This window comes from Acidiphilium sp. MT5 (assembly GCF_054767495.1).
On sequence record NZ_BAABMR010000017.1, the window covers coordinates 1 to 24,934 of the forward strand.

At 56.0% G+C, this 24,934-nt stretch carries 17 protein-coding genes and 1 pseudogene; 13 read left to right on the plus strand and 5 right to left on the minus strand.

Features of this window, described 5'->3' with window-relative positions; all coding sequences use genetic code 11:
- Nucleotides 1–485: 485 nt before the first annotated feature.
- Nucleotides 486–4,310, minus strand: coding sequence for an anti-phage defense-associated sirtuin Dsr1 (gene dsr1, locus ACYUCQ_RS15135; protein WP_460255392.1), 3,825 nt, complete (start codon nucleotides 4,308–4,310; stop codon nucleotides 486–488).
- A gap of 361 nt (nucleotides 4,311–4,671) precedes the next feature.
- Here dsr1 and ACYUCQ_RS15140 point away from each other — a divergent pair, with 361 nt between their 5' ends.
- Both ACYUCQ_RS15140 and ACYUCQ_RS15145 read left to right on the plus strand, forming a co-directional pair.
- Nucleotides 4,672–4,890 (plus strand): AbrB/MazE/SpoVT family DNA-binding domain-containing protein, encoded by a 219-nt coding sequence (locus ACYUCQ_RS15140; protein ID WP_460255393.1) that lies wholly within the window; start codon nucleotides 4,672–4,674, stop codon nucleotides 4,888–4,890.
- Complete coding sequence (locus ACYUCQ_RS15145) at nucleotides 4,890–5,273, plus strand: PIN domain-containing protein (protein WP_460255394.1); 384 nt, start codon at nucleotides 4,890–4,892, stop codon at nucleotides 5,271–5,273. The genes ACYUCQ_RS15140 and ACYUCQ_RS15145 overlap by 1 nt, the downstream gene beginning before the upstream one ends.
- Before the next feature lie 53 nt (nucleotides 5,274–5,326).
- On the opposite strand, the gene ACYUCQ_RS15150 is transcribed toward ACYUCQ_RS15145, so the two are convergent.
- Nucleotides 5,327–7,483, minus strand: a complete 2,157-nt coding sequence (locus ACYUCQ_RS15150) for a ParB/RepB/Spo0J family partition protein (protein WP_460255395.1) — start codon at nucleotides 7,481–7,483, stop codon at nucleotides 5,327–5,329.
- Nucleotides 7,484–7,689: 206 nt separating this feature from the next.
- Entirely contained in the window at nucleotides 7,690–8,652 is a 963-nt protein-coding gene (locus tag ACYUCQ_RS15155; RefSeq protein ID WP_460255396.1) for an ArdC family protein, read from the minus strand.
- A gap of 880 nt (nucleotides 8,653–9,532) precedes the next feature.
- Between ACYUCQ_RS15155 and ACYUCQ_RS15160 the strand changes: the two genes are divergently transcribed.
- The 5 genes from ACYUCQ_RS15160 to ACYUCQ_RS15180 all read left to right on the plus strand — a co-directional run bounded on the left by ACYUCQ_RS15160 (nucleotide 9,533) and on the right by ACYUCQ_RS15180 (nucleotide 16,465).
- Complete coding sequence (locus tag ACYUCQ_RS15160; RefSeq protein WP_460255397.1) at nucleotides 9,533–9,763, plus strand: AbrB/MazE/SpoVT family DNA-binding domain-containing protein; 231 nt, start codon at nucleotides 9,533–9,535, stop codon at nucleotides 9,761–9,763.
- Nucleotides 9,753–10,010: a DUF6088 family protein gene (locus ACYUCQ_RS15165; protein WP_460255398.1), complete on the plus strand. Its 258-nt coding sequence runs from the start codon at nucleotides 9,753–9,755 to the stop codon at nucleotides 10,008–10,010. The genes ACYUCQ_RS15160 and ACYUCQ_RS15165 overlap by 11 nt, the downstream gene beginning before the upstream one ends.
- A 130-nt stretch (nucleotides 10,011–10,140) precedes the next feature.
- Nucleotides 10,141–11,472, plus strand: coding sequence for an FAD-dependent oxidoreductase (locus ACYUCQ_RS15170; protein WP_460255399.1), 1,332 nt, complete (start codon nucleotides 10,141–10,143; stop codon nucleotides 11,470–11,472).
- A gap of 612 nt (nucleotides 11,473–12,084) precedes the next feature.
- The gene (locus ACYUCQ_RS15175) at nucleotides 12,085–14,250 is read left to right on the plus strand and encodes a two-component system response regulator (protein WP_460255400.1); all 2,166 of its coding nucleotides are present in this window, start codon (nucleotides 12,085–12,087) and stop codon (nucleotides 14,248–14,250) included.
- 4 nt (nucleotides 14,251–14,254) lie between these two features.
- Complete coding sequence (locus tag ACYUCQ_RS15180; protein ID WP_460255401.1) at nucleotides 14,255–16,465, plus strand: ATP-binding protein; 2,211 nt, start codon at nucleotides 14,255–14,257, stop codon at nucleotides 16,463–16,465.
- A gap of 13 nt (nucleotides 16,466–16,478) precedes the next feature.
- On the opposite strand, the gene ACYUCQ_RS15185 is transcribed toward ACYUCQ_RS15180, so the two are convergent.
- Nucleotides 16,479–17,450: a crotonase/enoyl-CoA hydratase family protein gene (locus ACYUCQ_RS15185; RefSeq protein WP_460255402.1), complete on the minus strand. Its 972-nt coding sequence runs from the start codon at nucleotides 17,448–17,450 to the stop codon at nucleotides 16,479–16,481.
- A gap of 494 nt (nucleotides 17,451–17,944) precedes the next feature.
- Here ACYUCQ_RS15185 and ACYUCQ_RS15190 point away from each other — a divergent pair.
- The 3 genes and pseudogenes from ACYUCQ_RS15190 (at nucleotide 17,945) to ACYUCQ_RS15200 (ending at nucleotide 19,707) form a co-directional block, all read left to right on the plus strand.
- Nucleotides 17,945–18,888: pseudogene (locus ACYUCQ_RS15190) on the plus strand (IS630 family transposase).
- A gap of 194 nt (nucleotides 18,889–19,082) precedes the next feature.
- Nucleotides 19,083–19,313 carry an AbrB/MazE/SpoVT family DNA-binding domain-containing protein gene (locus ACYUCQ_RS15195; protein WP_460255397.1) on the plus strand — a complete coding sequence of 77 codons (231 nt, stop codon included), beginning with the start codon at nucleotides 19,083–19,085 and terminating at the stop codon, nucleotides 19,311–19,313.
- Nucleotides 19,303–19,707: a PIN domain-containing protein gene (locus ACYUCQ_RS15200; protein ID WP_460255403.1), complete on the plus strand. Its 405-nt coding sequence runs from the start codon at nucleotides 19,303–19,305 to the stop codon at nucleotides 19,705–19,707. The genes ACYUCQ_RS15195 and ACYUCQ_RS15200 overlap by 11 nt, the downstream gene beginning before the upstream one ends.
- A 122-nt stretch (nucleotides 19,708–19,829) precedes the next feature.
- On the opposite strand, the gene ACYUCQ_RS15205 is transcribed toward ACYUCQ_RS15200, so the two are convergent.
- Nucleotides 19,830–21,095 carry an integrase arm-type DNA-binding domain-containing protein gene (locus tag ACYUCQ_RS15205; RefSeq protein ID WP_460255404.1) on the minus strand — a complete coding sequence of 422 codons (1,266 nt, stop codon included), beginning with the start codon at nucleotides 21,093–21,095 and terminating at the stop codon, nucleotides 19,830–19,832.
- 706 nt (nucleotides 21,096–21,801) lie between these two features.
- Here ACYUCQ_RS15205 and ACYUCQ_RS15210 point away from each other — a divergent pair.
- The 3 genes from ACYUCQ_RS15210 to ACYUCQ_RS15220 are packed head-to-tail and all read left to right on the plus strand — an operon-like array spanning nucleotide 21,802 to nucleotide 24,867.
- A complete protein-coding gene (locus ACYUCQ_RS15210) occupies nucleotides 21,802–22,395 on the plus strand; it encodes a restriction endonuclease subunit S (RefSeq protein ID WP_460255405.1) in 594 nt (197 codons plus the stop codon).
- Entirely contained in the window at nucleotides 22,392–23,945 is a 1,554-nt protein-coding gene (locus tag ACYUCQ_RS15215) for a type I restriction-modification system subunit M (protein ID WP_460255406.1), read from the plus strand. Before ACYUCQ_RS15210 ends, ACYUCQ_RS15215 begins: the two co-directional genes overlap by 4 nt.
- Nucleotides 23,938–24,867 (plus strand): GIY-YIG nuclease family protein, encoded by a 930-nt coding sequence (locus tag ACYUCQ_RS15220; protein WP_460255407.1) that lies wholly within the window; start codon nucleotides 23,938–23,940, stop codon nucleotides 24,865–24,867. The genes ACYUCQ_RS15215 and ACYUCQ_RS15220 overlap by 8 nt, the downstream gene beginning before the upstream one ends.
- The last annotated feature ends 67 nt before the right edge of the window (nucleotides 24,868–24,934 follow it).

A 24,934-nucleotide genomic window follows, 5' to 3' on the forward strand; every position in this document is an offset into this window, starting at 1 on the left:
GCCGACGCTCAGACCCCGTGATGATCTCCATCCAACCAACACCCTCCGAATAAGAAGCAGCTCATAGCAGCGCTCTTATGAGCGGCTTCTTCCCGTAGCGGCAGGCGGCCCAGACCGGATGGATACGTTGGGGTCGTGGGTTGTCTCGGTTCAAGAGACAACCCATATCGCGTAGAATTGCCTTGTTATACACCCTTAAGTAGAAGGAAGGTTTCGAGACTCGGTCGGTTGGACGCCAACACCCGGATTGAGGCGCAAAGCTGCCGGTCCTGCTACGCCTGGACCTGGCCGGCAGCGGCTTGGCTGCTCTGTGGGCCCCAACCTCAGGAAAGCCGCCTTTTGCTTGTCGCCCCTGACGGTCTTTCCAGTTTAAACGTCACTGTTTCGATTGCGGACATTCGCGGTCGCGACGTACTTGAAAATCTGCGGGCCTTCCTCGTAGTTTAAGATTGTGTTGGGTTGCTGCGCGAATCCGAACCATCAACTCATATCCCCCGCCTCCGCAAATGCTCTCGAAGCCTCAGGTAATGGGCAACTTGCGCAAGGTTTGGCGCAGCTTCCGCAATCTCGTCCAAGCATTTACCCAACTCCTGAGACGCCCACTGTTGATCGGCAATCACGGCATTGAGTAGCTGCAATGCTTCCGCAGGGAACCGTCTGCACAAACCTGATTTGTGCAGCAAACTTTCGACGTAATCCGGGTACTCAATCGGTTGTAACCAGTGCTGCACAGCAGCTAAGGCAGCCGGGAACTCGCCTCGGGCAGCAATGACTAGCCGGGTCAAGCATTCGGCGATTCGGGGGCTGGTTAGTTCGCGGGACTTGGGCCAGACCTGTTGCCAGAACGGGTGCACTCGGTTTTTCCAGTAGTCCTCACGTTGATCGGCGGCACCCTCAAGCGCCTGGGTGAGCGCCTGCGCGGATTGTTCCAGCCCTTCTTGAGGCAGTGCACCTATCGCGGATCGAAACTCATCCACGGAATACCCTTCGGTCGGACCCAATGACGCATACGTTAAGAAGGCAGCAAACTGCTCGCGGTGCTCGCCAAGTTCGACGTAATGGTTTGCGCTCTCAAGAAACTGAAGTTTGAAGGCAGTCAGCAAGGGCTGATACAGGCGAGGTGACCAAAGGAAGCCTTCCCACACAGCCTTCGCTTCGGTCGGCATATCCCAAGCGAATAGCGGCAGGAGATGCTGTTCGGTCCACGGGCGATCCACGCGGAAAAGGGCGATCAGATGCGAACCCAGCAGCACTCGGCCGTTGCGGAACCGATTCACCTGAACATCACAGATTTGGGTGAAGAAGGGTGCGATGTCTGTTGGAAGTAGATCGTTGTCGTTCGGCTGCCGTTTGAACCACAAATTGATCAGTGCTTGCGTGACATGCCCAACCGGATGGTTGATGGCCTCTGTGACGGGTTGGTCAATCGGCTCGCCGTTGAGCTTCATTCCTGTCCCCGCTTCCAGCGGCAGCGCCAGCACACGAGAACACAGAACCAGCAGGATACCCTCGTGGCGGTTTATCGACTTGGATGTGGCTTCCATCCACCACGAGACGGCGTGAACCATCTCCTGAAGTACGGCGTCTGGCATGGTTTTCACCAGCGGCGCGGCGTAGCGCCAGGAGCGCAAAACCATGCCTTCTTCGGCCCAAGTCTGAAGTGCCTCTCTCCATCGGTCAGCAGGCCATATGCCATCTTGTGCCAGATCACAAAGCGCATATAGACTATGAAAAAAGCGGGTGCGGCAGACATCGCGCCACGTATCTTCGTAGATTGGTCGCCGCTCGGGCAGCGGCTTCGTGAGCCATTGAACAAGATCACGCCACTTTCGCGGGGCAATATCGACGTTCCGACTTTCCTCGTAGTCAGGATCGCCAGTGCCACTCATCCAGTGGGAGAACTCATCGCGCTCGCTGGTTGCCAACTGCCACTGCGGGTTGGTAGCGGAAAGTTTTGTTAACCGGGCGGCCGCAGATGCTCCCAGAGTGAGGCCTGATGCATTCAGTTTGGCCAGATGCAGCCAGACGGAGTGGGCCATCAAATCTTGCCACCGATCAAGCCCCAGATCATCCCGATACATCTCGCGCGGTGGGCCAGCCAAGATAGCTGCCTCCAGACGTTCCTGGTCAATATTTGCTAACCGTCGCCCCTGTAGAACGAACAGTCTGAACACCTCCCGCCCCGTATCTGTGGACCACAACCACCATGCGCCATCAGCCAACACCCAATCCACCCACTGCCGATGCGGGATGCAGTCATCTTGGCTGGCGGCAAACAAGGCCAATCGTTTGAAGGTGGGATAGGGCAGTTCGAACCAAGCTTGGGCAATCCGCGTAGCACGATTACTATTACTTCTGCGAACCGCCAGCCATGCATCCCGCAATAATTCGATCAGGCTCACCCAGTCACGGAAGCCTCGGTTCTGCCAGTGCGGGGTAATGGACGGCAAATCCCAATGCGATCGATCGCTTCGGTCGTCGGCGTCGCCTAGCTCGCGCAATAGGTCCAGCGCATCACGCAGCAATTGCTGAAAATCCTCTAGCAGGTTCGGTAGGGCAGATGCCCAGTGCTCACCGCCGAGGTCGCGTATGGCGGATTGCACACCATCGTCAGCCAGCACTAGTTCCCAATCTACCAGTTGCCGCAACCGTGCAGGTTCGTCCGCGCTTGCCTCTTCCATGCCCCAGCGAAATGGTTTCTTCAAGGTCACTTTGGGAGCGAGTATCTCACGCAACTCGAGGCGCAGAGTGGCAGTCAAATGCTCTCGTTTCAATCGGCCCAGCCAGCGGTAGATGGCGGAATCGCGACTCAATGATTTCACCCGCCCGCTGAGCAGCAGGTGCCACAGCGTACGCATCAAGGGGCCAGGAATGGCATTGGGTGCCTGTGAGCGAATTGTATCCAGTTCGGCAGTCTTGCCTTCACGCTCCTTTGATGAAAAGTCATTCAGTGCATTTTCAATCAGAAACGGCCACCGATCGTTCAAATGGCCGCCGCGCTGTGCGATCCAGATTACTAGTCTCGGATCATTAAGGTGGCGCACGAGCCAGCGTGCCAGATGAAGCATCACGTCATCCCACTGGCTGCCGGCGGCACCGCCGGTCGCTAGCGTCATGGACTGCGCTCGATCATAGGGTGCAGGCCGCCGAATCAAGCTGAAGCGCAACTTGGCGTCCACGTCATCGCGCGGCGGAACGCCAAAGCGCGACAAATCTCCGTACCCAAAGCGTTCATCTGTGAAGGATTCCAGCAGCCAGTCCAGTGAAGGTACGGGATTAAAGTCAGCGAAGCGTTTGGCAGGCAAGCCGGATTTATCCGATAAGGCCCACAACATCCGACCGACAAAATCGTCTTGCATCGTGCTGTCCTGTGGCCGGGCCAGAGCGTGTTTGACGACGATAGCTTCTTTGCCCTGTACGCCGTCGCGATAGGTGTCAGCCCAGGCTTGCAAAGTCTGATGCAACGCCGAATGGTCGTGGCTGCCTGCGGGCACGTTGTACAGAATAGGTGCGACGCCCTTGGCTTCCCACTCGATTGCCTTGCGGTGCTCCTGCCCTGGCTCGCAGTCACCCAACGCCCAGGCTTGCGGCGTAACTTCGCCTAGCATCCGGTCGGCGGCCAGCGCATCCATCATGTACCTCAGCACCGGGTCGTTGATGCTGTAACCGACAAAGCAGACGACGTAGTTGCGGAACAGCTCGCTCACAAAGCGGGCAGCCCAGCGCTCCGTTAGATAGGCTAGGCCGAAATCGCCACTGGTGACCACCAAACGGTTCAGTGCTGTGTCATCCGCCTTTTCGGGTAACAAGCCGTGCAGGTAAATTACCCCGTTCCAGCGACTGTTCTTCGGGATCGGTAGCATCGGCGCGGCATAAGCCTGAAACGCCTGATCAGTACGTTTAGCCGCCGTGTGGAATACGCGATCGAAGTTGGTAGTGATCAGCCGCAGCGCGCCTTCACGGCTGCGCGCCAGGCGCAAGAGCGCTGCTTGCGTATCGGTAGCGCCCTTCCGACGCAGTTTCGGTTTTAGCGCCTGCACCAGCGCGCGGCGGACGTCTTGGCGTTGCCCCGGCAGGCGTCGCTCCAGTAGGTCGAGCGTAGCGTCGAACTGCTCACGCTCGAAAGCCTCGCGCTCGATGTCCGAGAACACCGTACCGTTTAGCTCATAGATTTTCTCCACCAGCCCCTTGAAGCCCGGCAGGCCGGCGGGATAGGAAATGCCGGCCCCACAGAAAAACACCACGCTGCCTTCCTCGTGTGCCCGCAAAAGTGCATCGGGGATGTCAGGGCCGTCAGTAATAAATTGCACTTGTTGATTTCCGCTGAGAAGTGACCCGGGAATTCCACCGAGACTTGGCCTGCCTTTTGGTTATGATTTGGGTTTCATGGTGTGGTCAAGGGCTGACTTTTCTCCACCCGTTTCTGGGATTTCTGCACTGAGCTATTTTTGAATCTGTAACGGTCGTTGTCGGTCACCAAGATATAGCGATCGTGGATTGGGCGGTCGCGGAGGGCGATGGGGTAAGAAGCCTTCACACCATGAGAACGTCTGCTTTCGGGAGGCACATCACAGGTCACGAATGACCACAACGACGCGCCAAGCCGCCATTGGAATAATCTCCTGCCGATACTAAATATCTTACGATACGCAGATTGATCGGAGTCTTGTAATGCACATCAAAGACACGGCAAAACTATCCTCGAAATTCCAGATCTCGATCCCCAAAGCCGTGCGTGCGGCTCAGCACTGGCAGGCCGGACAGGAGTTCGCCTTTATCCCGAAAGGAACCGCCGTGCTGCTAGTACCTGTGCCGGAGCGCGATTCGCTCGTTGGCCTCGCCCGAGGTGCCAAGCCTGATGGCTACCGGGATCGAACGGATCGGGTTTGATGCGGCTGGTCGATACCTCGGCCTGGATCGAATGGCTGATCGCCTCGCCGACCGGTGCGCGGGTCGGCAGCGAATTGCCCAGCCGTGAACAATGGTTGGTGCCCACGATTGTGCAGCTCGAGCTGGCAAAATGGTTGACCCGCGAAGTCGGCGAGGACAAGGCGGATCAGGTGATAGCGTTTGCCGAAACCTGCGTGATCGCCGATCTGGATACTGCCATCGCCCTATCCGCAGCGGAACTTTGCGCGCGCCATCGTTTGGCGACCGCTGATGCCATCGTCTATGCCACTGCGCTGGCGCATGATGCCGATTTGTTGACCTGTGATCGGCATTTTGAGTCGCTGCCCGGCATCAAATTGATCCCTAAATCGGCTTTAAAATAGCTCCGCCTCATGGATTTGGCCCGACGCTTTGCGCGCCGGGCCATTGGTGAGTTTTACTCGGCAGCCACCGCCTGAGCAGTGGGATTCAGGGGGTCGCGGTTTATTGCGCCGCCATCTGCATGGTTGGCATCGTCGGCCGCATCAACTTGAGCTTCCTCCCTCGCAAGAAAGTCGGGTAGGGGGTCACCCTCATCCGGCAGAGTTGCTGGGCTGTCGACGGCATCCATGCCCATGACGCGTAACGGCTCGGGCAGCCAGCCAGTGCCGTCAAGCAACCGTTCGGCCTCCCTGGCCATCTCCGCTTTTTTCAGATGCTCAATCAGCTGGGCGGCTGGCTCGCCTTTGCCCTCCCGCACCGCTTCGAGAATCCGCACCTTCGGCACCCGGCCCAGATAGTTTTCTTCCGTCGGTTTCCAGCCCGCAGCCACCATGTCGAGATTGACGGCCCGTGCGAGTTGATCCCCATGTGCCAAAGCCGCAGGCCGCCGGTTCCATGGTTCCTTCACCACATTGATGGTCAGCGCCGCACAATGAGCAAACAACGCCGCTTGGCTATCGTAATCGAAGCCCATCAGCACGTCCCAGAGATCGGCGGGCTGCTCTGGTAATTGTTTGCCCCATTGTGCATGACGAGCATCGATCGTCTGGGCGGACGCGGTCTCGGTGAGATCCGGAGCCTGCGCCGAAAAGCCAGTCTGCTTCGCCGTAATCTCCAGGCACGAGCATGCGGCATAGCGATAGAAGGCACTGAGGCAGAGCGCATGCAGCACCGCCAGAAACGCCAATTGCGGCTCGTTCGCCACGCTGTCGCGCAGCGCCAGGGTGCGATGGGCGGTGAGTTCCGCCACCAGTCGATCCGAGAGCGGCCGGATCGTGTCCTCCTCCTCGGTCGTCTCTGGTTCTGCACCTGATGCGCCGCCAATGGTGATTACTGCGCGCTGGACCACTGCCTCAGTGCCGCTTGGTTCCTCAATTGTCGCGACATTGTTCGCATCCTCGCCGTCACCGTCAACCGAAATAGGCTGGACGGGAGCCTCATCCTCCGGTCGCACGAAGCCACGCTCGATCCGCAAGACGCCATGCCCATCGATGCTGACGAAGACGCCCGCCCGTGCGATGTCGGCAGGGTCATACTGGATCGGCCTGTTCTCCAGCGTCGCGATAGCGGCTTCGATTTCACCAAGGCGCTGATCAACCGTCTGAGGCAAGTCGTCCACGCCAGCATAATCGGCTTCCAGCGTCGCATACTCGGCCTGCAGCGCCTGAAGGTTCGCGCGCTCCGCTTCGGTGAGTTCAACGATATTGCCGACCAGACGGCGCAGACCTGCGTGATGGCCGTAGCGAAACTCCGTCGCAACGGCGATCCATCTCCAGCCTTCGTCACGTAAATTTTCAGCTTCGGCGCGAAGCTTCTCGGTTACCAGCCGATCGAGCAATGCCGGGTCCTGCAGCCAACCCCCATCATCATGCTGGAACAGATCGCGCATGATGATGCCGCCTGCAGCTTCATAGGCATCTATTCCGACGAACAAAGCGCGCCGATCGCTCGCGCGCACTGCCCCCTCGGTTAGCTGGCGGCGGATCGCGTAAGGTTCCTTGTTATAGGCGTGCGACATAGACTCCCAAACCTGTTCCTGGCGGTCATGGTCGCCGCTGACAGTAAACGCCATCAATTGTTCGAGCGTCATGCCGTCCTCAGCATAGAGATCGAGCAGTTTGGGTGAGACTGCCGCAAGGCGCAGGCGCTGCTTCACAACACTGGGATTCACAAAGAACCGCGCTGCGATTTCTTCGTCGCCTAACCCTTTCTCGCGCAGCGATTGAAACGCGCGGAATTGGTCGAGTGGATGAAGAGCCACGCGCTGGACGTTCTCCGCGAGCGAATCTTCCTCGGCGATCCCGCCCGCGCGCACCACGCACGGAACCGGCGCCGTCTTGGCCAGACGCTTTTGCTTGACCAACAATTCCAACGCCCGAAACCGCCGTCCACCGGCTGGCACCTCGAACATCCCGGTTTCGGTTCCGTCGGCATCAACAACAGCACGTACACTCAAACTTTGCAGCAATGTGCGCCGGGCAATGTCTTCCGCCAACTCTTCGATCGAAATTCCAGCCTTGATCCGCCGGACATTTGATTGGCTGAGGATCAACTTATTGAATGGAATATCGCGCGAGGCGCTGAGCGTGATTTTCTGAATGGCACTGGCCATGATTTTTCTCCGCGACGGGCCGCTGGAAGCCACTCTCCCAACCGATCGCACCGTCACGAAATTTCCGCCGTCCTTTCACTCTGAATTTTCGTGTAGCCGGAAAACCAGAGAGCCGGACAAAAGGAAAGCCGGAAACCATGACAAGCGGAAACGTAGCTTTCCGGTTCCGTGTTCCCGCCGAAGCTCAACAAGGCAGGTGAAAGAAATTACGCGGCTTGCATCTCATCATGGGCTGATATGGCTGTGGCCGCGCCGGCAATTTCGGGTCGAAACCCCAAGATGTAGTCGGCCGCTTTCGACGCGGCGCTTGCGGCGCGCACGATGGCTCGGTTGTCCTCGCGCAGCACCTCAAGCCAGGCGCCGATATAATCGGCATGGCGCACTGTTGGGGCGATGCTCAGGGATGCACATAAATAGGCGGCCGAAATCTCCGCGATCAGCTCTTCGAACGCATATTTCTTCGAGCCGAACGAGCCAGTCAGGTCGCGGTTTAGGCGCGAGGGATGGCCGCTAGCATGGCTGATTTCATGAAGGGCGGTCCGATGCCAATTGATCGGCTCGAAATAGGCTTGCGGCGGTGGCACCTGCACGAAATCATGCCGATAATCGTAGAAGGCCCGCTCACCGCCGATCCGGAAATCCACGCCGGTTGCTCGGATCAATGCCTCCGCTTGCGGCAGAACGAGATCGGTTTCAACCGGCGGCGCTGTTGCCGCTATTTGATCTGGCAGCCCCTCGCACTGCGCCGTGTTGAACACGGTGAAGCGCTTCAAGAACGGGATGGCTTGCGCTTCCTCGCCGAATTCGGCTGCGCGCTGTCGTTCATCATCCGGCGTAAATCGGTCAGCATAGACGATTGTTGTGCCACGCTCGCCCTTGCGCACGTGGCCGCCGAGGCTGAGCGCCTGGCGAAAGGTCAGCCAGCTCTGCCCGGCAAAGCCGTGCTCAATAACAGCACCCCAGAGAATCAATACATTGATCCCGGTGTAGCAGCGCTGGGTCGAGGCGTTTCTGGGCATAGAGAGCGGGGCCTTCGCCGCCGCCGATCCCCACGGCTGGACCCATGGAGCCCGGCCAGCCTCCAGCTCAGCGATTATTTTGTCAGTGATTTCGGCATAGAGTCCCGCCCGGTCGTGACCGGTGCGGGTGCGTTGAGCATATCGGGACATCGCACATCTCCGCGGCGGGCGCCGCGAGCCTCTCTCGCGACATCGAACCCGTCACGGAAAAACCGATCTGCACTCTCACTTTTACGGGGAATGTTGCGGGGCCGCCGCTCAGAAGGGGTAGGCCGAGGCGAGGGGCTCGGTCGGAGGGGAAGGCTTTCTCGCTTATGCAGACTTTTCTTGATGGCTTCCTTGAAAACTGTCAGAGCTGCACGCGCCGCGGTGGCAACTGGCCTAGCCAATCGTCCGGCGGGGGAGGCCATCCGGGCACTGGCCTGGCTCGGTCCCGAAAGGGCGGAAGCTGCGCTCACGGCATTGAAGCAGAAGATGCCGCCCGGAGTGTTCGGCGAACTGGTTGCCGCCGCGCCGCAGCTTCCGACGTGGCTCGCGCAGAGCGTCGGAAGGGCGGCGTATGGCTGACGTCTTTCTCCAGCTTTCGGTCCACGGTCGGCACGATGCGCTGAGCGTCGCGGCCGACCGATCCGGCCGTCCCGCCCATCTTCTTGAAAAAGTTGTTTGGTTGAAAAAGATGTTTGGGTGGTATGGTCGCTGGCGACTCTCTACACCGCGCCGCTTGGGCACCATCTGGTACTCAATGGCGGCACATCACTGTCGAAAGCCTTTATCGCGTTCCTACTCGGCGCCCGCTGCTCCTCTCTGACGAGGGACAAAAAGGAACTCGGCATTGCACCATGGCGCCGCTAGCTATGGAGTTTGGCGGCGAAATTCTCGAAGCTCAGTGGCGCCTTGTGGTTAGCTTAGGCTCTTCGTTGGTCTGGGGTCATCTGCGGGCAACGGCGGCACCCGCCGGACTTTGGTTTACTCTTGATATCACTTCAATCATGATATACACGATCAAAAATGTATATCTAAGAGTATCGCCATGCAGGTCGCAAAGTGGGGTAACAGCTTGGCCGTCCGTCTGCCGGCGGCCGTCGTCGAGGCGCTAGAGCTTAAGGAAGGCGACGAGATTGAAATTCATCTGGCGGATCTGAGGGCTTTTGCGGTCGCACGCAAGCCGAGGCCGGAAGACCTCCTGCATCGGCTGCGCGCCTTCCGCGGGCGGCTGCCCGGAGATTGGAAGTTGGACCGGGACGAGATCAATGCCCGGTAGCTTCATCGATACGAATGTCCTCGTCTATCTCGCCTCCGGCGATCCTGCGAAAGCTGATCGCGCCGAGCAGATCGCCGCTGCGGGAGGAACAATCAGTGTGTCGAACGGCGCCTCTGCGGTCAATGCCCTTGGCTTGACAACTCCGGTGCTCGTCCGTTCGGTCTATCTGACCTCCGGCCCCAGCCGAAAGATGTATCTTGGCAAGCAGGTCGTGAAATTGCGGCACGCGCCTCAAACTTCAGATTAACTACTATCCATAGCCAGGTTGAACAAAATTAATTCTTTCAAAATATGATCAGATAATTTATGATTTGATTCTCTAAGGTAGACCATGAAGGCTGGGAAGAGTTGAGAGTAAGGGGAGGGTGCGACAATTTATGGGAATTAATCAAAGGCGAGCGATTGTTGTAGGAAGCGGCATCGGTGGGCTGGCCGCATCTGCAGCGCTTGCGGAAAATTTTTCTGAAGTCTTCGTATTGGAGCGGGATACTTTACCCTTAGGTGCCATGTCTAGGGCTGGCGTCCCGCACGGTAAGCAACCGCATGTGCTTCTGCTCGGTACGCAGCGTGCTTTAGAAGATTTATTTCCAGGTTTCGAACGTGATTTAGGTGCTGCCGGTGCGGTTCCACTCAATCTCGAGTTCGACGGCAGTATGAATTGGCCTCGAGTTGGTTCGTTTCCGAGACGCGACTTCGGGATGACGTTTTATGCGGCTTCCCGTCCATTAGTTGAAAATACGTTGGCTCGAAGAGTATCGGCACTTCCTAACGTTAAGATTATGCAAAACTGCCGGTGTGATCGTTTTGTATCTGAGTCGGAAAGAGTTTTTGCTGTCAGTTATGCAGAGCGAGGCGGTGAAAGTAAGATCTTGCATGCGGATTTGATCGTCGACGCGACTGGGCGGCATAGTAAACTTACTCTTGATGCGATTGCTACTATGGGCCTGGAACCCCCCGAGGAAACCGAAATCGATATTGATATCGCTTACACTACGGCGATCTATAAGATACCGGAGGGAGCATCTTTTGATTGGAAATATAGTTATGTGCTGGCGAATCCTCCGGACGATGGGCGTTCGGCACTGCTGATACCAATCGAGGGCGGCCGTTGGATGGTCACCCTTGTTGCCCGACACGGACAGAGGGTGCCAAGTGACCCAGATGGTTTTGTTGGGTTTGCCAAGGCGCTACGAACTCCATTAATCTTTGATGCGATCAAAAATGCTGAGTTGCTCGAACCCCTTTCGAACTTCGTTGTACGTGGAAGTCGGTGGCGCCATTTCGAACGCCTTGGTCGTTTTCCAAGCGGCCTACTTCCAATAGGTGACACAATTTGTGGCTTTAATCCTGTATATGGGCAAGGGATGTGCGTCGCAGCCCAGCAAGCGGTGTTGCTGCGGAATCTCCTCGGTCAATCTCACCGGGAAATTCACGACTCATTTTTCGCCGCTTTGCCGTCAATTATAGCCCCAGCTTGGTCTTCCTCAATCGCCGATTTTGCCTATCCGAAGACCGGGGGCGTTCGCCCGGCAGACTTAGATGCGCGGTTGCGGTTTTCTGCTGGTATTGTCAGGCTTGCTGCAAGTGATGCCAGCGTTCATAAGTTATTTGTGGAGGTATTTAATATGCTTCGGTCTCCCGCCATATTTCAGGAACCTGATTTGCGTGAGCGTATCCTTACCTCAATGACTGATTTCGCACCTGCATAGTAGTTTGATCGGTGACTGAAAAGCTGTCTTTCAGATTTTTGGACGAAAGGAGGGCTGAGTATCGAATTGATATCCGTTGGTTATAAAATTAGATGTTAACTGCGGCGAGCAGGTTGATAATGCCGATCAGGAAGCTATTACCGGATCAGCTGCGAAATGGAACTACGGATACTCGGGGACGCAAAGATCAATGGCTATCCCGGGCCATACCGGGTAAGCATGATGAGCTGTGAGACAGGCATTCCAAGTCTAGACTTCGGGGGTGGTGTTCAACCCAAACGGTCTTGCTGGTGTATGTGGTCATTGTCATCGGCAAGGTCGCTTAACGGCCCAGGTCGTGGTAGCCGTAAAAGAGTCCACTGAATTCCTCTGACCAATCGGGAGGCATCGCTTCAAGGATCGCAAATTTAAACAGTTTATCTGAAAGATCCTTAAAATTGGATGTGCACTTCAACAGACGCTTTGGCTCATATAATGGTCTGGACTGCCGCGCGATCGAGTGGGGTGAATCAAGAGGGCGACGGCAATAGCATTGTTGCTATAGGAGAGGATGTAATATAGCGTTCTCAGCAGATTTGGCTACAAACCCAGTAAGGTCGGTTAAAAAAGAGCATGACGTCTATCCTAACACCGATTATCCTAATTGTTGACGACAGCATCACAAACAGGCGAATATACGTTAGGCTCGCTCGTAAGCTAAATCCCGACGCCAATGTCGTGTCTTTTGGGAATCCGCAGGAGGCCATGGTCTGGCTTGGGCATACTGCGGCTGACTTAATCATAACTGATTATAAAATGCCGGGAATGACCGGTGACGAGTTCATCAGACAAATTCGTTCTAGTCACAACGATCCGGATGTGCCAATAATCGTAGTTACTGCCTACGGAGATAGGCAGTTTCGTGTGATGTCGTTGGAAGCTGGGGCGACTGATTTCCTTCTAAGCCCCGTCGACCACAGCGAGTTTATCACAAGGGCCCGGAACCTACTTAAGCTCCGGGCACAAAAGCAAATACTGGTCCAGCGTGCTGAAAAATTGGAACGTCGGCTGGAGCTCAGTTTGACCGCGCAAGAGCAACTTTTGCGTGAAAGTCGTGAAGCGCTAGCCCAAGTAATTGACACTGTGCCGGCCATGATCAGCGCTGCCGATCACGATGGGATGTGTATCTTTGTCAACGTTGCGCAGGCCACATCTGCAGGTGCATTGCCTGAAGACCTTACAGGCCGGCCAATCGAACTTTTGTTTGGGGCGGAACGCGGCGCTTCGAGTAGGCGGCTCGATAGGATGGTGCTAGAGACCGGTCAATCCTTGCCAACCCGCGAGGAAGAGCTTGTAACCCAAACAGGAGAGACAAAAGTTCTTCTTACTAGCAAGGTCCCGTTGCGTAACAGTCGAGGTATCGTTAGCGGAGTTTTAACAACCTCAGTTGATATTACCGAACGCAGAGCCATTGAAAGGCGTCTGCAGCACATGGCTAATCATGATGCTTTGACTGGCTTACCTAATAGAACGTTACTTCGCGATCAATTGCGTCGTGAACTTGCGCGCGGTCGACGTGGAGACAGGCAATTTGCCCTACATTTCATTGATTTGGATCGTTTCAAAGCGATCAATGATACGCATGGACATGGCGGGGGCGACGACGTCTTAATTCGGGTTGCTGAAGTGCTTTCGAACGCTGTCGACGAAAGTAATACCATTGCACGGATTGGTGGTGATGAATTCGCAGTGCTACAACCCAACATTGGGTCTCCAGCTAAAGCTACACAGTTAGCCGAGCGTATCATTGCGCTGCTTAATCAACAAGAGGCATTTTCACTGGGCGCGAGCATCGGCATCACCATATCGCCACAGGATGGAAATGAGCCCGATGAGTTGCTCGAGAACTCTGATCAGGCGATGTATTCAGCAAAAAAAATGGGGGGTAACGTTTGGCAGTTCTTCACAAGAAATATGCGACCGTTGGCTGATAAGAGCGCAAAGTTGGAAGCAGACTTGCGCGCCGCAATCACGAAAAACGAGTTTGTATTGCACTACCAACCAATGATAGATCTACGGAGTCGCTCTGTGGTTGGTGTAGAAGCTTTGCTCCGATGGCGGCGACCCGGTCACGAATTGCTGCGTCCAAGTAGCTTTCTAAACCTCGCCGAGGAAACTGGTCTGATTGTCCCGATCAATGAGTGGGTCTTAAGATCAGCGTGCAATCAGTTGGCCGCTTGGCGGGCAGTTGGGAGCTACGACCTCCGCATGTCCGTCAACGTTTCGCCTGTTCAGTTTCGCCGCAAGACCGTGTGTGCCGCAGTTGCTGCTGCTCTCGCTGATGCCGGTATTCCGCCAGCTCTGCTCGACATCGAACTCACCGAAAGCATCGTCCTAGGTGATGCTGAGGATGTCGTGTCACAACTCCATGAGCTGCGCAATCAGGGCATTAGCTTATCGCTGGATGATTTTGGTACAGGTTATTCGTCACTCAGCTACGTTCGTAATTTTCCTCTCGATCGCCTAAAGATTGACCGGTCTTTTATACAGGGGCTTACCAACAATCGAAGCGATTTGGCGATCGTTCGAACAATTATTGATCTCGGCCACATACTAAAGCTTAGGGTTGTTGCAGAGGGCATTGAGACGGTTGACCAGACCGCGCTTTTGCTAGCCGAGGGATGCGATGAGGTTCAAGGCTACTTTTTTGGTGAGCCAATGCCGGTCGATGTTTTCGCAGACTGGTTGACCGCGTACGAAAACGACCGAATAAGCACCCGTTGTAACGTTGTCGGATAATGATATGATTGCTAAACTAAAACATTATATCATGATGCTAATCCATTGGGTGGCGGGTCGCTTAAGCAATCGTCCCGATAGTGAACACGAGATGAGCTTCAACCGGCTTGTGTTTAGCGCAGTAATCGTGATTGTTCTCCTTTTGGGACAAAGGGTTGAGAACGACGTAAATGCACTCATTTTGATGACAATTTTTATTATGTTTTCTATAGCCTTGTTTGGACATATTCTTTTTAACCCTAATATATCCCGCAACCGACGCTTTATAGCCTTGTTACTCGATTGCAGTTTTCTATCCTGCCAACTGCATTTGGGCGGCCATTACGCGGCACTTTTTTTTCCAATCTATCTCTGGATTGTTTTTGGCAATGGCTTCCGGTTCGGTATTGAATTTTTGGCGATTTCGGCACTCGTTGCTGTGTTCACGTTTAGCGTAGTCGTTGCAACAACGCCATTTTGGCACGATCAGATATTTCTCTCAGCAGGTCTGATGATAGGAATGATCATGCTGCCATCCTATGCAGGAATTTTAATTCATAAGCTTTCAAAGGCAACAAAAGCAGCTGAAGAGGCGAATAAGGCAAAAAGTTTGTTTCTGGCAAGTGTAAGTCATGAGCTGCGTACGCCACTCACCGCGATTGTCGGCATGGCTGCATTGCTAAACTCTGAGCGTCTTGATCCAGCACAAAAGGAAATGGTTGAAACAATCAATGTCGCATCTCAATCTCTACAATCCTTAATTCGTGACTTGCTCGACCTGTCAAGAATTGAGGCCGGACAAATGCAAAATTTATTAGAAGAATTTGATTTGCATGGATTGCTAATTGACGTTGGTCGTATGTTTCAGGGTCAGTTGCAAGCGAAGAACCTAAGCTTCAATCTCTTTATAATGCCACATCTTCCGCGGTGTGTTCGAGCGAGTCGCCAGCATCTTCTAGATATTCTTCTTAACCTGGTTGGCAACGCAGTTAAATTCACAGATACGGGTGGAATAACGATAGCGGTGGATGCAGAACGGCACCTTATGGAAGATGATATTTGCTTAAAGTTTGCGGTCTCCGATACTGGTATCGGAATAGCTCCTCAGGACCAATTCCGCATTTTTGAGAACTTTACTCAAGCTAATCAGACTATCTCGAGTTCCTTTGGCGGAATTGGTCTTGGCCTCGCAATCGCACGCAAACTTGCTCTGCTCTTAGGTGGCGATATTACAGTAGAAAGCACACTCGGCAGGGGAAGTACGTTTCGTTTAACTGTTAAGGCTAAAGTCGTTGGAACGGCGACTTTCTCGGAACCTGTGTCCGATAATCACCTGACGTCGGCCAAACTTATGCCGGGCTTTGTATTTCAATCTGCACCTTCAGCCACAACTACCGAGTCTGGCTCTTCGAAGACAGCGCTGCGTTGCTTTCGCGCTCTGATGGTAGACGACAATCAAGTTAATCGACGCGTGTTCTCACGTATTTTGGAATCCGCCGGACACGATGTTATATTGGCGGAAAATGGTGACCAGGCGCTCGATATCCTCGACCGTGAAGGTGATTCTTTGGATATTGTGATCATGGATTTCAATATGCCCGAATTGGATGGGCTAGAAGCCACTAAGTTGTTCCGGGCAATGTCGGTTAGTGATTGTCGGTTACCCATCGTTGGACTCACGGCAGATGCCGCGGCGCTATCTGACGGCCGTTGGCAGGAGGCGGGAATGGACGGCTGCCTGCTTAAACCAGTCGAACCAGCACAATTTTTGAAGACAATAGAGTCCACCGCGCGGTCAGCCGTCCAAAATGTGAGTTTGCCCGCTTCCACGCCGGTGATCGCTCTTCGAGAGCATCCCAAATTTCGCTCAGCAGATGTTTGCGCCTTAGACCAAACAGTCGTTTCGAATTTGAAGTTACTTGGTAACAGTGATTTTATCGATGAGCTTCTGATGGATTTTTTGCAGGATGCAAGTAATCTTTTAGATAAGATAGTGCAGTCGGCGCAATGTGGCGATAGTCGGGCTTTCTGCGATTATGCTCATGCGCTAAGAAGCTCGACCGCCAATATTGGTGCCCAAGCACTGCGTGACTTGTGCATTCCATTCGTCGGACTACGTGGGAGTGAACTTCGAGGGATAGCAGTTGAGCTGTCAGTCCGAGCACAGGAAGAACTGCGGAGGACGAGCGAAGCAATCGCCCTCCTCAGTTCCTCTCGCCGCGCAAACAAAGCTTAAGTTGGCAATACACCTATTCGGCAGCCATCATCAGGGTACTCGCATTCTGCCGTGGCATTAGGCGTCGATCTTGTGCCGCGCGAAGCCGGTCCATCTTACGCAAATCAGCCTCGGTCAGGTTCAAAGCGGCTTCAGCCCAGATGTCGACGACATCTCGTAGCTCATCCAAGGTCACGGGATTGACACGGCGCCGTGCTTGGTAAACGGCACGATGTGCATTGAACTTACGATTATGGCGCGCGATATAATTTTGGACAGTTTGTTGGCCTTGGCCGTCCTCCGCTAGCACGTCTATGACCCCCAGCTCATATAGCTCTTCGGCCGTGTAAATGCGACCAGATAAGATCATCGATTCGGCGCGCGCGCGATCCATCCGCCGGGACAGGAAGCTATATGCCCCCATCCCGGGGAAGAGATTGAACAGAATCTCAGGAAGCCCAAGCTTGGCACTTCGTTCCGCGACGATTACGTCGAAGGATAAAGCATGCTCGAAGCCTCCGCCTAATGCATCACCCTGAACGAGCGCAATTGTGATAATTGGAACGTTGAAAGCGACTGTGTTGCGGTGAATTGCTTCAACGGCAACATGACCATATCGGCGAAGCGCCACTAGGTCACCCTCTCGGATACGTTTTGCGAAATGCGCAAGGTCGCCGCCAAGATTGTAAATACCGGGGATTGCAGATGCCATAACAAACCAACAGAATGGATTTGGGCTACCGGTCGGCGACATGGCGAAAGCACTTGCAACGGCATGCTGCATTTCGCTGACGTCATTCATTAATTCATGTGTATATGTCGGGATTCCGTTCGGGCGCATAAAACACCAGCAAGTTTCGCTTGCGCTATCAATTTCGATCTCAAGATTGTCGAAGCGTCGCTCCTCAAGATCGTGCCCTGGTTTCCATTGCAAATCACTACTCTGCCGAGAATGACTCCTATTGTTGGCCGTCATAAGTTCACTTGTTGGTCTTACAAAAGTCATAGCGGTTCTCCATCAATCAAGCCAACTTCACAGACTCGCGCATGTGCGCCGCCCTTGTTGGCAGGTGGAGACCTTAATGCACTAAGCCATGTTCTGAGAAGAAAATATTAAAAAGATTTGTGATTTCTGCGCGCACAGTTTTCTCGGGGGAATGCGGCGGCTCAGGTTATTTGGTCAGGTTTAAGCTAAGGCTGGCCGGTCGAGAGATGAGCCAGAGATGGGTGTTAAGAGGAAGCAGCACGGGGCGGAGTTCAAAGCTCGTGTGGCGGTGGCGGCGCACCATCTTGTTTTCAATGGCATCATCACTGTTGAAAGCCTTTATCGCGTTCTTACTCGGCGCCGGCTGCTCCTCTCTGACGAGGGACAAAAAGGAACTCGGCATTGCGCCATGGCGCCGCTAGAGCACGATGACATGGTTTAGATTCGATTAGGGGCTTCCGGCGCGGCTTGAACTATGATTCGAGCTTATGGCTGGGTTTGGAGGCCGGCATTGGATGGCAAAGCCCTATTCGATGGACTTTCATGAGCGCGTTGTTGGTGCGGTTTTGACTGGCGGCATGTCGACGCGGGCCGCGGCGGAACGGTTTGGTGTGTCGAACAGCAGTGCGATCAAATGGGTTCGCCGCCAGCGCGAGACGGGCAGCGTGGCGCCATCGCAAATCGGTGGACATAAGCCTCGTTTGTTAACCGGTGCGTTGCACGACTGGCTGATTACCCGGGCGGCGCGCGACTTCACGCTTCGCGGGCTTGTCGCAGAGCTGTTCGCCGAATTTGGTGTGGAAGTCGATTATGTTCAGGTCTGGCGCTTGGTTCATCAGAAGCGGCTCAGCTTTAAAAAAAAGCGTTCTTCCGGCCGAGCAGCTACGGCCAAAGGTCGCTCGACATCGCGAGTGGTGGCAGAAATATCAAAAGCGGATCGATCCCGCACGTTTGGTTTTTGTCGACGAGACCTGGGTAAAAACCAATATGGCACCGTTGCGCGGCTGGGCGCCAGTCGCTAGCGTCTGCAGGCCAATGTGCCTTATGGTCACTGGAAAACGATGACTTTCATCGCAGCACTGCGCTGCGATCGGATCGATGCGCCCTTCGTGTTCGACCAGCCGATCAACGCTGCCAGTTTCACCACCTGGGTCGACGAGCAGCTTTGCCCGACGCTCAAGCCGGGCGACATTTTGGTGCTGGACAATCTTTCCAGCCACAAAAAACCCGCCCTTAGGGCCGCCACTCGCGCCAAAGGTGCCAGGCTTCTGTTCCTGCCGCCCTATAGCCCCGACCTGAATCCCATCGAGCAAGTCTTCGCCAAGTTCAAACACCTGCTTAGGAAAGCCGAAGAGCGCACCAAGGAGGCAACCTGGCGGCGCATCGGGTCGCTCCTCGAACCTTCACGCCGCAAGAGTGCAAAAATTATCTGGCCAATGCAGGCTATGCGTCAGCTTAATGTCATCAAGCTCTAGCTATGGAGTTTGGCGGCGAAATTCTCGAAGCTCAGTGGCGCCTTGTGGTTAGCTTAGGCTCTTCGTTGGTCTGGGGTCATCTGCGGGCAACGGCGGCACCCGCCGGACTTTGGTTTACTCTTGATATCACTTCAATCATGATATACACGATCAAAAATGTATATCTAAGAGTATCGCCATGCAGGTCGCAAAGTGGGGTAACAGCTTGGCCGTCCGTCTGCCGGCGGCCGTCGTCGAGGCGCTAGAGCTTAAGGAAGGCGACGAGATTGAAATTCATCTGGCGGATCTGAGGGCTTTTGCGGTCGCACGCAAGCCGAGGCCGGAAGACCTCCTGCATCGGCTGCGCGCCTTCCGCGGGCGGCTGCCCGGAGATTGGAAGTTGGACCGGGACGAGATCAATGCCCGGTAGCTTCATCGATACGAATGTCCTCGTCTATCTCGCCTCCGGCGATCCTGCGAAAGCTGATCGCGCCGAGCAGATCGCCGCTGCGGGAGGAACAATCAGTGTGCAGGTGCTAAACGAACTCGCCAACGTCTCGCGCCGCAAGATGGGTTTGTCTTGGCCTGAAACGCGGACTTTTCTCTCGACGATGCGCGCTTTGCTATCGGTCGAGCCAATGACGGCAGAAGTGCATGACCTAGGGCTGGCGATTGCCGAGCGATACAGACTTTCGATCTATGACGCGATGATCGCAGCCTCGGCGCTTCGGGCCGATTGTAATACCCTGTGGTCTGAAGACATGCACGAAGGTCTGGTTGTCGAGAACAAGCTCCGCATCGCAAACCCTTTTCGTACTGGTTGATTTTCGCGACACGAAGGACAGGGTGGGAAGCCGATTGGCTGCTCACTGCTGACCGCGTCCGCATTGTGGCGCGACAAACAGGGTGAGAACCGTCAATCTGTGTGATAAGGGACCGCCCAGAATCATGCGGGTTCTTTCCTCGCCATGGATGTTTCATCCTGGCCGGAGCCCAACAACGAATCGATTTCCGCGCAAGTCCGTGTCACGGCGAGTTTGAGCGCTTCGTCAATATGCACATACCCCTGAGTAACACCTCTCGCGGCGTGGCCGAGGAGAGCGGCGATCGTTAGCTCGGAAAAGCCCAGATCGCCGGCGACGCTGCCAAAGGTATGGCGCAGCGTGTGAGGTGTCACTCCTTCGATATTCGCGGTCGCGCATAGCCGAGCGAGGCAACCGTTCGCCGCGGTATAGTGGCCGTCTCCGACGTCGGACGGAAAGATATATGGGGATCTTTTGTGCACTGGTTGGTTGGCCGCGAGCCGTGCCGCTGCCGGTCCGATCGCACGTACTTGGCCGTCACTTTTTGTATCGGGGAAACGGACGTAGCCCTGATCTGCGTGCAGCCAGTCTCGCTTCAGTCCTTGGGCTTCGGAAATCCGAAAACCTGTCAGAAGTATGAAGCGCACGGCGGCCAGCGCGACTGGGTGCTCACCGTTCAGTTCGCCGATGCGCATCGCCTCCCCAAGTTTTCGGATCTCGGCAACGCTCAAACGGCGCTCCTTCTTTTTTCCGGCCAGCTTGCGCACGCCGTTGGCTGGATTAGCGGGGATAATGTCAAAGCGCGCCGCGTGCGCGAAGAGACTTTGTAATGTGGAAACCGTGCGCGCGGCGGCACCGCCGCCGCCGGTGGTTGCGCCGCCGCGGCCAGCACTACGCGGCTTCGCCGTCTTCCCCGCTGCGATATCCGACTGCATGCCCTCGATATCGGCGAGCTTTAGCGCTCGGACTTGCCGACGGCCGAGCAAGGGCTTGATGTGGGTTTCGATACGACTACGATCCATGGCGAGCGTGGATGCCTTGATCGGGCGGTTGCGTCGCCCAAGGATGCGGCCGGACTCAGCTTCCTTCAGATACCAGTCGCACAGTTCCGCGACAGTGATTGCGTCCCGCGAACCGACGTTCTGCTCGGCGGGGTCCGCGCCGCCAGCAATGGCGCCGAGTTTAATTTTGGCTTGGTCGCGCGCTTGCTCGACCGTCAGCACCTTATAGCGCCCGATGACGATACGTCTGCTACGACCCTCCGCGTTTCGATACTGGAGGATGAACGTCTTTAGACCGGAAGGGATGGTGCGGACGCCGAATCCGCGCAACTCGCCATCCCATAGGAAAGCTTGCCCCTTTTCCGGAGGCACGAGGGCATCGACAGCCCGTTTCGTCAGTTTGCTCATGGTCCAATCACCATCTTTTCGTATTTGCTTACACTACCACGTTTGCAGCAGAATGTAAGCACTTTGTAAGCAGATGGAATGGCAAAGCCGGAGGCAAACGGATACGGTTCGGACTCGTTCTATTTTAAATCATCATATAATTCAGATAATTAGCATATTTTGGCAGGGAACGGGATAGCTTGGCGTAGCTTGATGACTGCCTTGCCAAGGTTGGGGTCGTGGGTTCGAATCCCATCGCCCGCTCCAGATTTTCCCAAGAAAATTAGTGGGTTAGAGCGGTCCTTCGGGGCCTTTTTTGCTTGGAGGCCCTTCGGTGGACGGCAATCTGAGCAGGTTCTATCAAATCGGCGGGATATCGCCGGATACTGCGTCGCCGGTTCGGCGGCCCACCAACCCAATCTAAGCCAGGGCACCCCCAGCAGATGCTCACGCTGACGCTGCTCGCCGCCCCCAAAGCCAGGGTTTCGGCGCGCCCGCCTGTACCAGGCTCTCTTCGAGCAGCTCGTCCCGAGGACGCTGCTAGCGCCTTCAAGCGAATTCCCCAGGGCCGACGGGATCGCGACGCTGCATCCGCCATTCGCGCGACGCTCCCGCAGTTTGCCGCCAGGACAGCTCCTGGGCCGCCGCTTGGTCGGTCACCAAATTTCTGACTTGAGACGCTCTCGAACCCACTTGACTCTCGAATTATAGTTTTGTAGTTTGAGGAATGCTCGAACTCAGAGACATCGCCAGCGTCCTTTCCGGGGTCTCGGTTCGCGAGATGAAAGATGGCTCTGCGCGCTTTGTGCGATTGTCCGATCTGTCAGACCTTAGGGCCGGCCGGCATCCCGTGCTTGCTGCTGGCGACGTGCCTGCCGTCGCTCGTGCGCTGACCATCGAGGAAGGCGACTTGATTGTCGGCGCGCGTGGATCTGCGACGGATGTGTGCCTCGCGACCGGCGCGGTTATCGGGGCATTCGTCTCGCTCGACCTTTATTTGGTTAGGCCCGACAGGGCAAAGGTGAGCCCGCAATACCTCGCCGCATTTTTGGAGCTTCCTGCCACGCAAGCCGTGTTTGCCGGTGGCAAGCAGGGTAGCGCTCTTGCGCGCCTTCCCAAGGACGCACTGGAAAAGACCCCGGTTCCTGTTCCGCCCATGCAATCGCAGCTTCTGATTGTCGGCCTGGCGCTCTCCTTCGAGGAAGAGCGAAAGCGGCTTCAAAGGCTGTTCGACCTCAAATCGTTTTTCGGCCGCGAGACGGTCGCGCGTGCAATCCGCGCTGCTGAAGCGCAGCCCAATTCCCACAGGAGTCCAGAATGACCGCTCTACGGCAAGATGACATTCTTTCGGCGGTCTGGCGCGCCTGCGATACGTTCCGCGGCGCCGTGGATGCAACCCAGTATAAGGACTACGTACTGACTGCCCTCTTCCTGAAATACATCAGCGATGTGCGGCGCAAGCACGTCGAAGAGTTTCGGCGGGAATATCGTGGTGATGAAGTTCGCATCCAACGCCGCCTGGATCGCGAACGCTTCAAGGTGCCAACTGTTGAGCTGAAGAACGCCAAGACCAACACAATTGAAGAAAGCTTCCTCGGTGATTTCTACAGCCTTTACGAACGGCGAGGCCGAGACAACATCGGAGAGCTGATCAACATCGTCCTCGATGCGATCGAAAAGGCCAACGAAGGAAAGCTCGGTGGCTTGTTCCGAGCCATTGACTTCAACTCGGAAACCAATCTCGGACAGACGAAAGATCGCAACCGCAGGCTCAAGACGCTGTTGGAGGATTTCGCGAAGCCGGGGCTCGATCTTGGCGACACCTCGGAGGATATCCTGGGCGATGCGTACATCTTCCTGATCGAGCGCTTTGCTTCCGATGCCGGGAAGAAAGCGGGGGAGTTCTTCACGCCGCGCAAGGTCTCCGAAGTCGTCGCGAAGCTCGCTCATCCGAAGTCGGGTGATCGCATTTGCGATCCTGCATGCGGTTCGGGCTCACTGCTATTGCGCGCCGGCGAAGAAGTCGGAGACGGAAACTTTCAGCTGTTTGGTCAGGAATCAAACGGCCAGACGCGCTCGCTGGCACGCCTAAACATGTTGCTCCACAAGCAGGATGGCGCCCGGATCGATTGGTGCGACACGCTGAATTCGCCGACTCTGATTGAGAGCGACCACCTGATGCGGTTCGACGTCGTCGTCGCCAATCCCCCCTTCAGCCTCGACAAGTGGTGGGACGAAGAGACCAAGACCGATCCTTACAAGCGCTTCACGCCCCATATGCCGCCCAAGAGCCGTGGCGACTATGCGTTCATCCTCCATATGCTCGCGATCACCCGGCCGACCACGGGCCGCATGGCTGTGGTAGCGCCGCATGGGGTGCTGTTCCGGTCCGGGGCGGAAGGGAAAATTCGCGAGAAGCTCATCCGCGACAACATGCTCGATGCGGTGGTCGGTCTGCCCGCGCAGCTCTTTCCGACGACCGGGATTCCCGTTTGCATCATGGTATTCGACAAAGCGCGCGAGGCGGGTGGCTTGCGGTCGCATGAGCGCGACATTCTCTTCATCGATGCGAGCCGCGACTTCGAGCCGGGCAAGAAGCAGAACCGGTTGCGGGAAGCTGATGTGGACAAGATCATCGACACCTACCGCATGCGGACGGAGCTTGAGCGCTACTCACACAAGGCAACTTTCGAAGAGATCGAGGCGAACGGGTTCAACCTGAATATTCCCCGCTACGTCGATACCTTCGAGCCTGAGCCGGAGGTTGATTTGCAAGCCGTCCAGAACGAGATCCGTGATCTCGAAAGCCAGCTTGCCGAGACGCGCGAGAAGATGAATTTCTATCTGAAGGAGCTGGGCATCAATGTCTGAGGCTCCTTCCCGAGCGGCCGCCCGTCGCGGCCGAACATTGAAACTCTACCTCGCCGACGGCACGCCGTCGGGCGTGATCACGGCGGAGTTGGGCGTCTCTTCGGTGCGCGCGGCCGTCGCGTCGCGCACGGCGTTGCCCGAACTCATCCGCAGAGAAGAGGCGGCGCGAACGGGCATCTATCTCCTCGTCGGACCGGATCCGGACTTGCCTGGGCGCCAGTTGGTCTATGTCGGCGAGGGCGATCAGGTGAAGACTCGCCTCGCAGCGCATGACGCGGACGAGGCAAAAGAATTTTTCACCCGCGCGGTGCTGATCGTCTCAAAGGACGAGAACCTCACCAAGGCACATGGGCGCTATCTGGAAAGCCGGATCATCGCGGCCATTCGCGGTGCGGGCCGAGCCAAATTGGTCAACGGCACCGAGCCACCGTTCAAAGGGCTTCCGGAACCGGAGATCGCCGACATGGAACGGGTGCTCGACGAGATTGAGATCCTGTTGCCCGTGCTTGGGTTTGATGTGTTGCAACCGACGGCTGGAGTTGATCTCCCGCCGTCAGGCACTGCCCCAATCGCCCCGACATTCATGGCGGATATCAAGAAGGCCAAGGCGCGTGCCGTGGAGCGTGGCGGCGAATTCGTGGTTCTGGCTGGGTCAACTGCTCTCCGGCGTGAAAGTGATGCTATCCCGCAAAGCGTCAAAGATGCGCGCAAAGCCCTGATTGAGGCTGGCGTCCTCGTGCCTGATGCGGACGCCGAACTCTATCGGTTTGCACAGGACGCGAGCTTCGGCAGCCCCTCGGGTGCGAGCGCCGCGGTGGCCGGTCGCGCCGACAATGGCCGCACGACTTGGCGTGTCGAAGGCAATGGGCAGTCATACGCCGCTTGGCGTAGCAGCCTCATCGGCGATGGGAGTGCATCATGAGCGGACGCCCTCGCCTTGGCGACTTCTTCAGTAACAGGCAAGAGCCCGGCCGCCCCGGTCTCCCTAT

Coding starts and splice junctions, on each gene's coding strand:
- ACYUCQ_RS15185 (WP_460255402.1), bottom strand. CDS start 17,450: ATGACTTTTGTAAGACCAACAAGTGAACTTATGACGGCCAACAATAGG.
- ACYUCQ_RS15180 (WP_460255401.1), top strand. CDS start 14,255: ATGATTGCTAAACTAAAACATTATATCATGATGCTAATCCATTGGGTG.
- ACYUCQ_RS15150 (WP_460255395.1), bottom strand. CDS start 7,483: ATGGCCAGTGCCATTCAGAAAATCACGCTCAGCGCCTCGCGCGATATT.
- ACYUCQ_RS15195 (WP_460255397.1), top strand. CDS start 19,083: ATGCAGGTCGCAAAGTGGGGTAACAGCTTGGCCGTCCGTCTGCCGGCG.
- ACYUCQ_RS15145 (WP_460255394.1), top strand. CDS start 4,890: ATGCGGCTGGTCGATACCTCGGCCTGGATCGAATGGCTGATCGCCTCG.
- ACYUCQ_RS15165 (WP_460255398.1), top strand. CDS start 9,753: ATGCCCGGTAGCTTCATCGATACGAATGTCCTCGTCTATCTCGCCTCC.
- ACYUCQ_RS15220 (WP_460255407.1), top strand. CDS start 23,938: ATGTCTGAGGCTCCTTCCCGAGCGGCCGCCCGTCGCGGCCGAACATTG.
- ACYUCQ_RS15155 (WP_460255396.1), bottom strand. CDS start 8,652: ATGTCCCGATATGCTCAACGCACCCGCACCGGTCACGACCGGGCGGGA.
- ACYUCQ_RS15200 (WP_460255403.1), top strand. CDS start 19,303: ATGCCCGGTAGCTTCATCGATACGAATGTCCTCGTCTATCTCGCCTCC.
- ACYUCQ_RS15215 (WP_460255406.1), top strand. CDS start 22,392: ATGACCGCTCTACGGCAAGATGACATTCTTTCGGCGGTCTGGCGCGCC.
- ACYUCQ_RS15210 (WP_460255405.1), top strand. CDS start 21,802: ATGCTCGAACTCAGAGACATCGCCAGCGTCCTTTCCGGGGTCTCGGTT.
- ACYUCQ_RS15140 (WP_460255393.1), top strand. CDS start 4,672: ATGCACATCAAAGACACGGCAAAACTATCCTCGAAATTCCAGATCTCG.
- ACYUCQ_RS15160 (WP_460255397.1), top strand. CDS start 9,533: ATGCAGGTCGCAAAGTGGGGTAACAGCTTGGCCGTCCGTCTGCCGGCG.
- ACYUCQ_RS15175 (WP_460255400.1), top strand. CDS start 12,085: ATGACGTCTATCCTAACACCGATTATCCTAATTGTTGACGACAGCATC.
- ACYUCQ_RS15170 (WP_460255399.1), top strand. CDS start 10,141: ATGGGAATTAATCAAAGGCGAGCGATTGTTGTAGGAAGCGGCATCGGT.
- ACYUCQ_RS15205 (WP_460255404.1), bottom strand. CDS start 21,095: ATGAGCAAACTGACGAAACGGGCTGTCGATGCCCTCGTGCCTCCGGAA.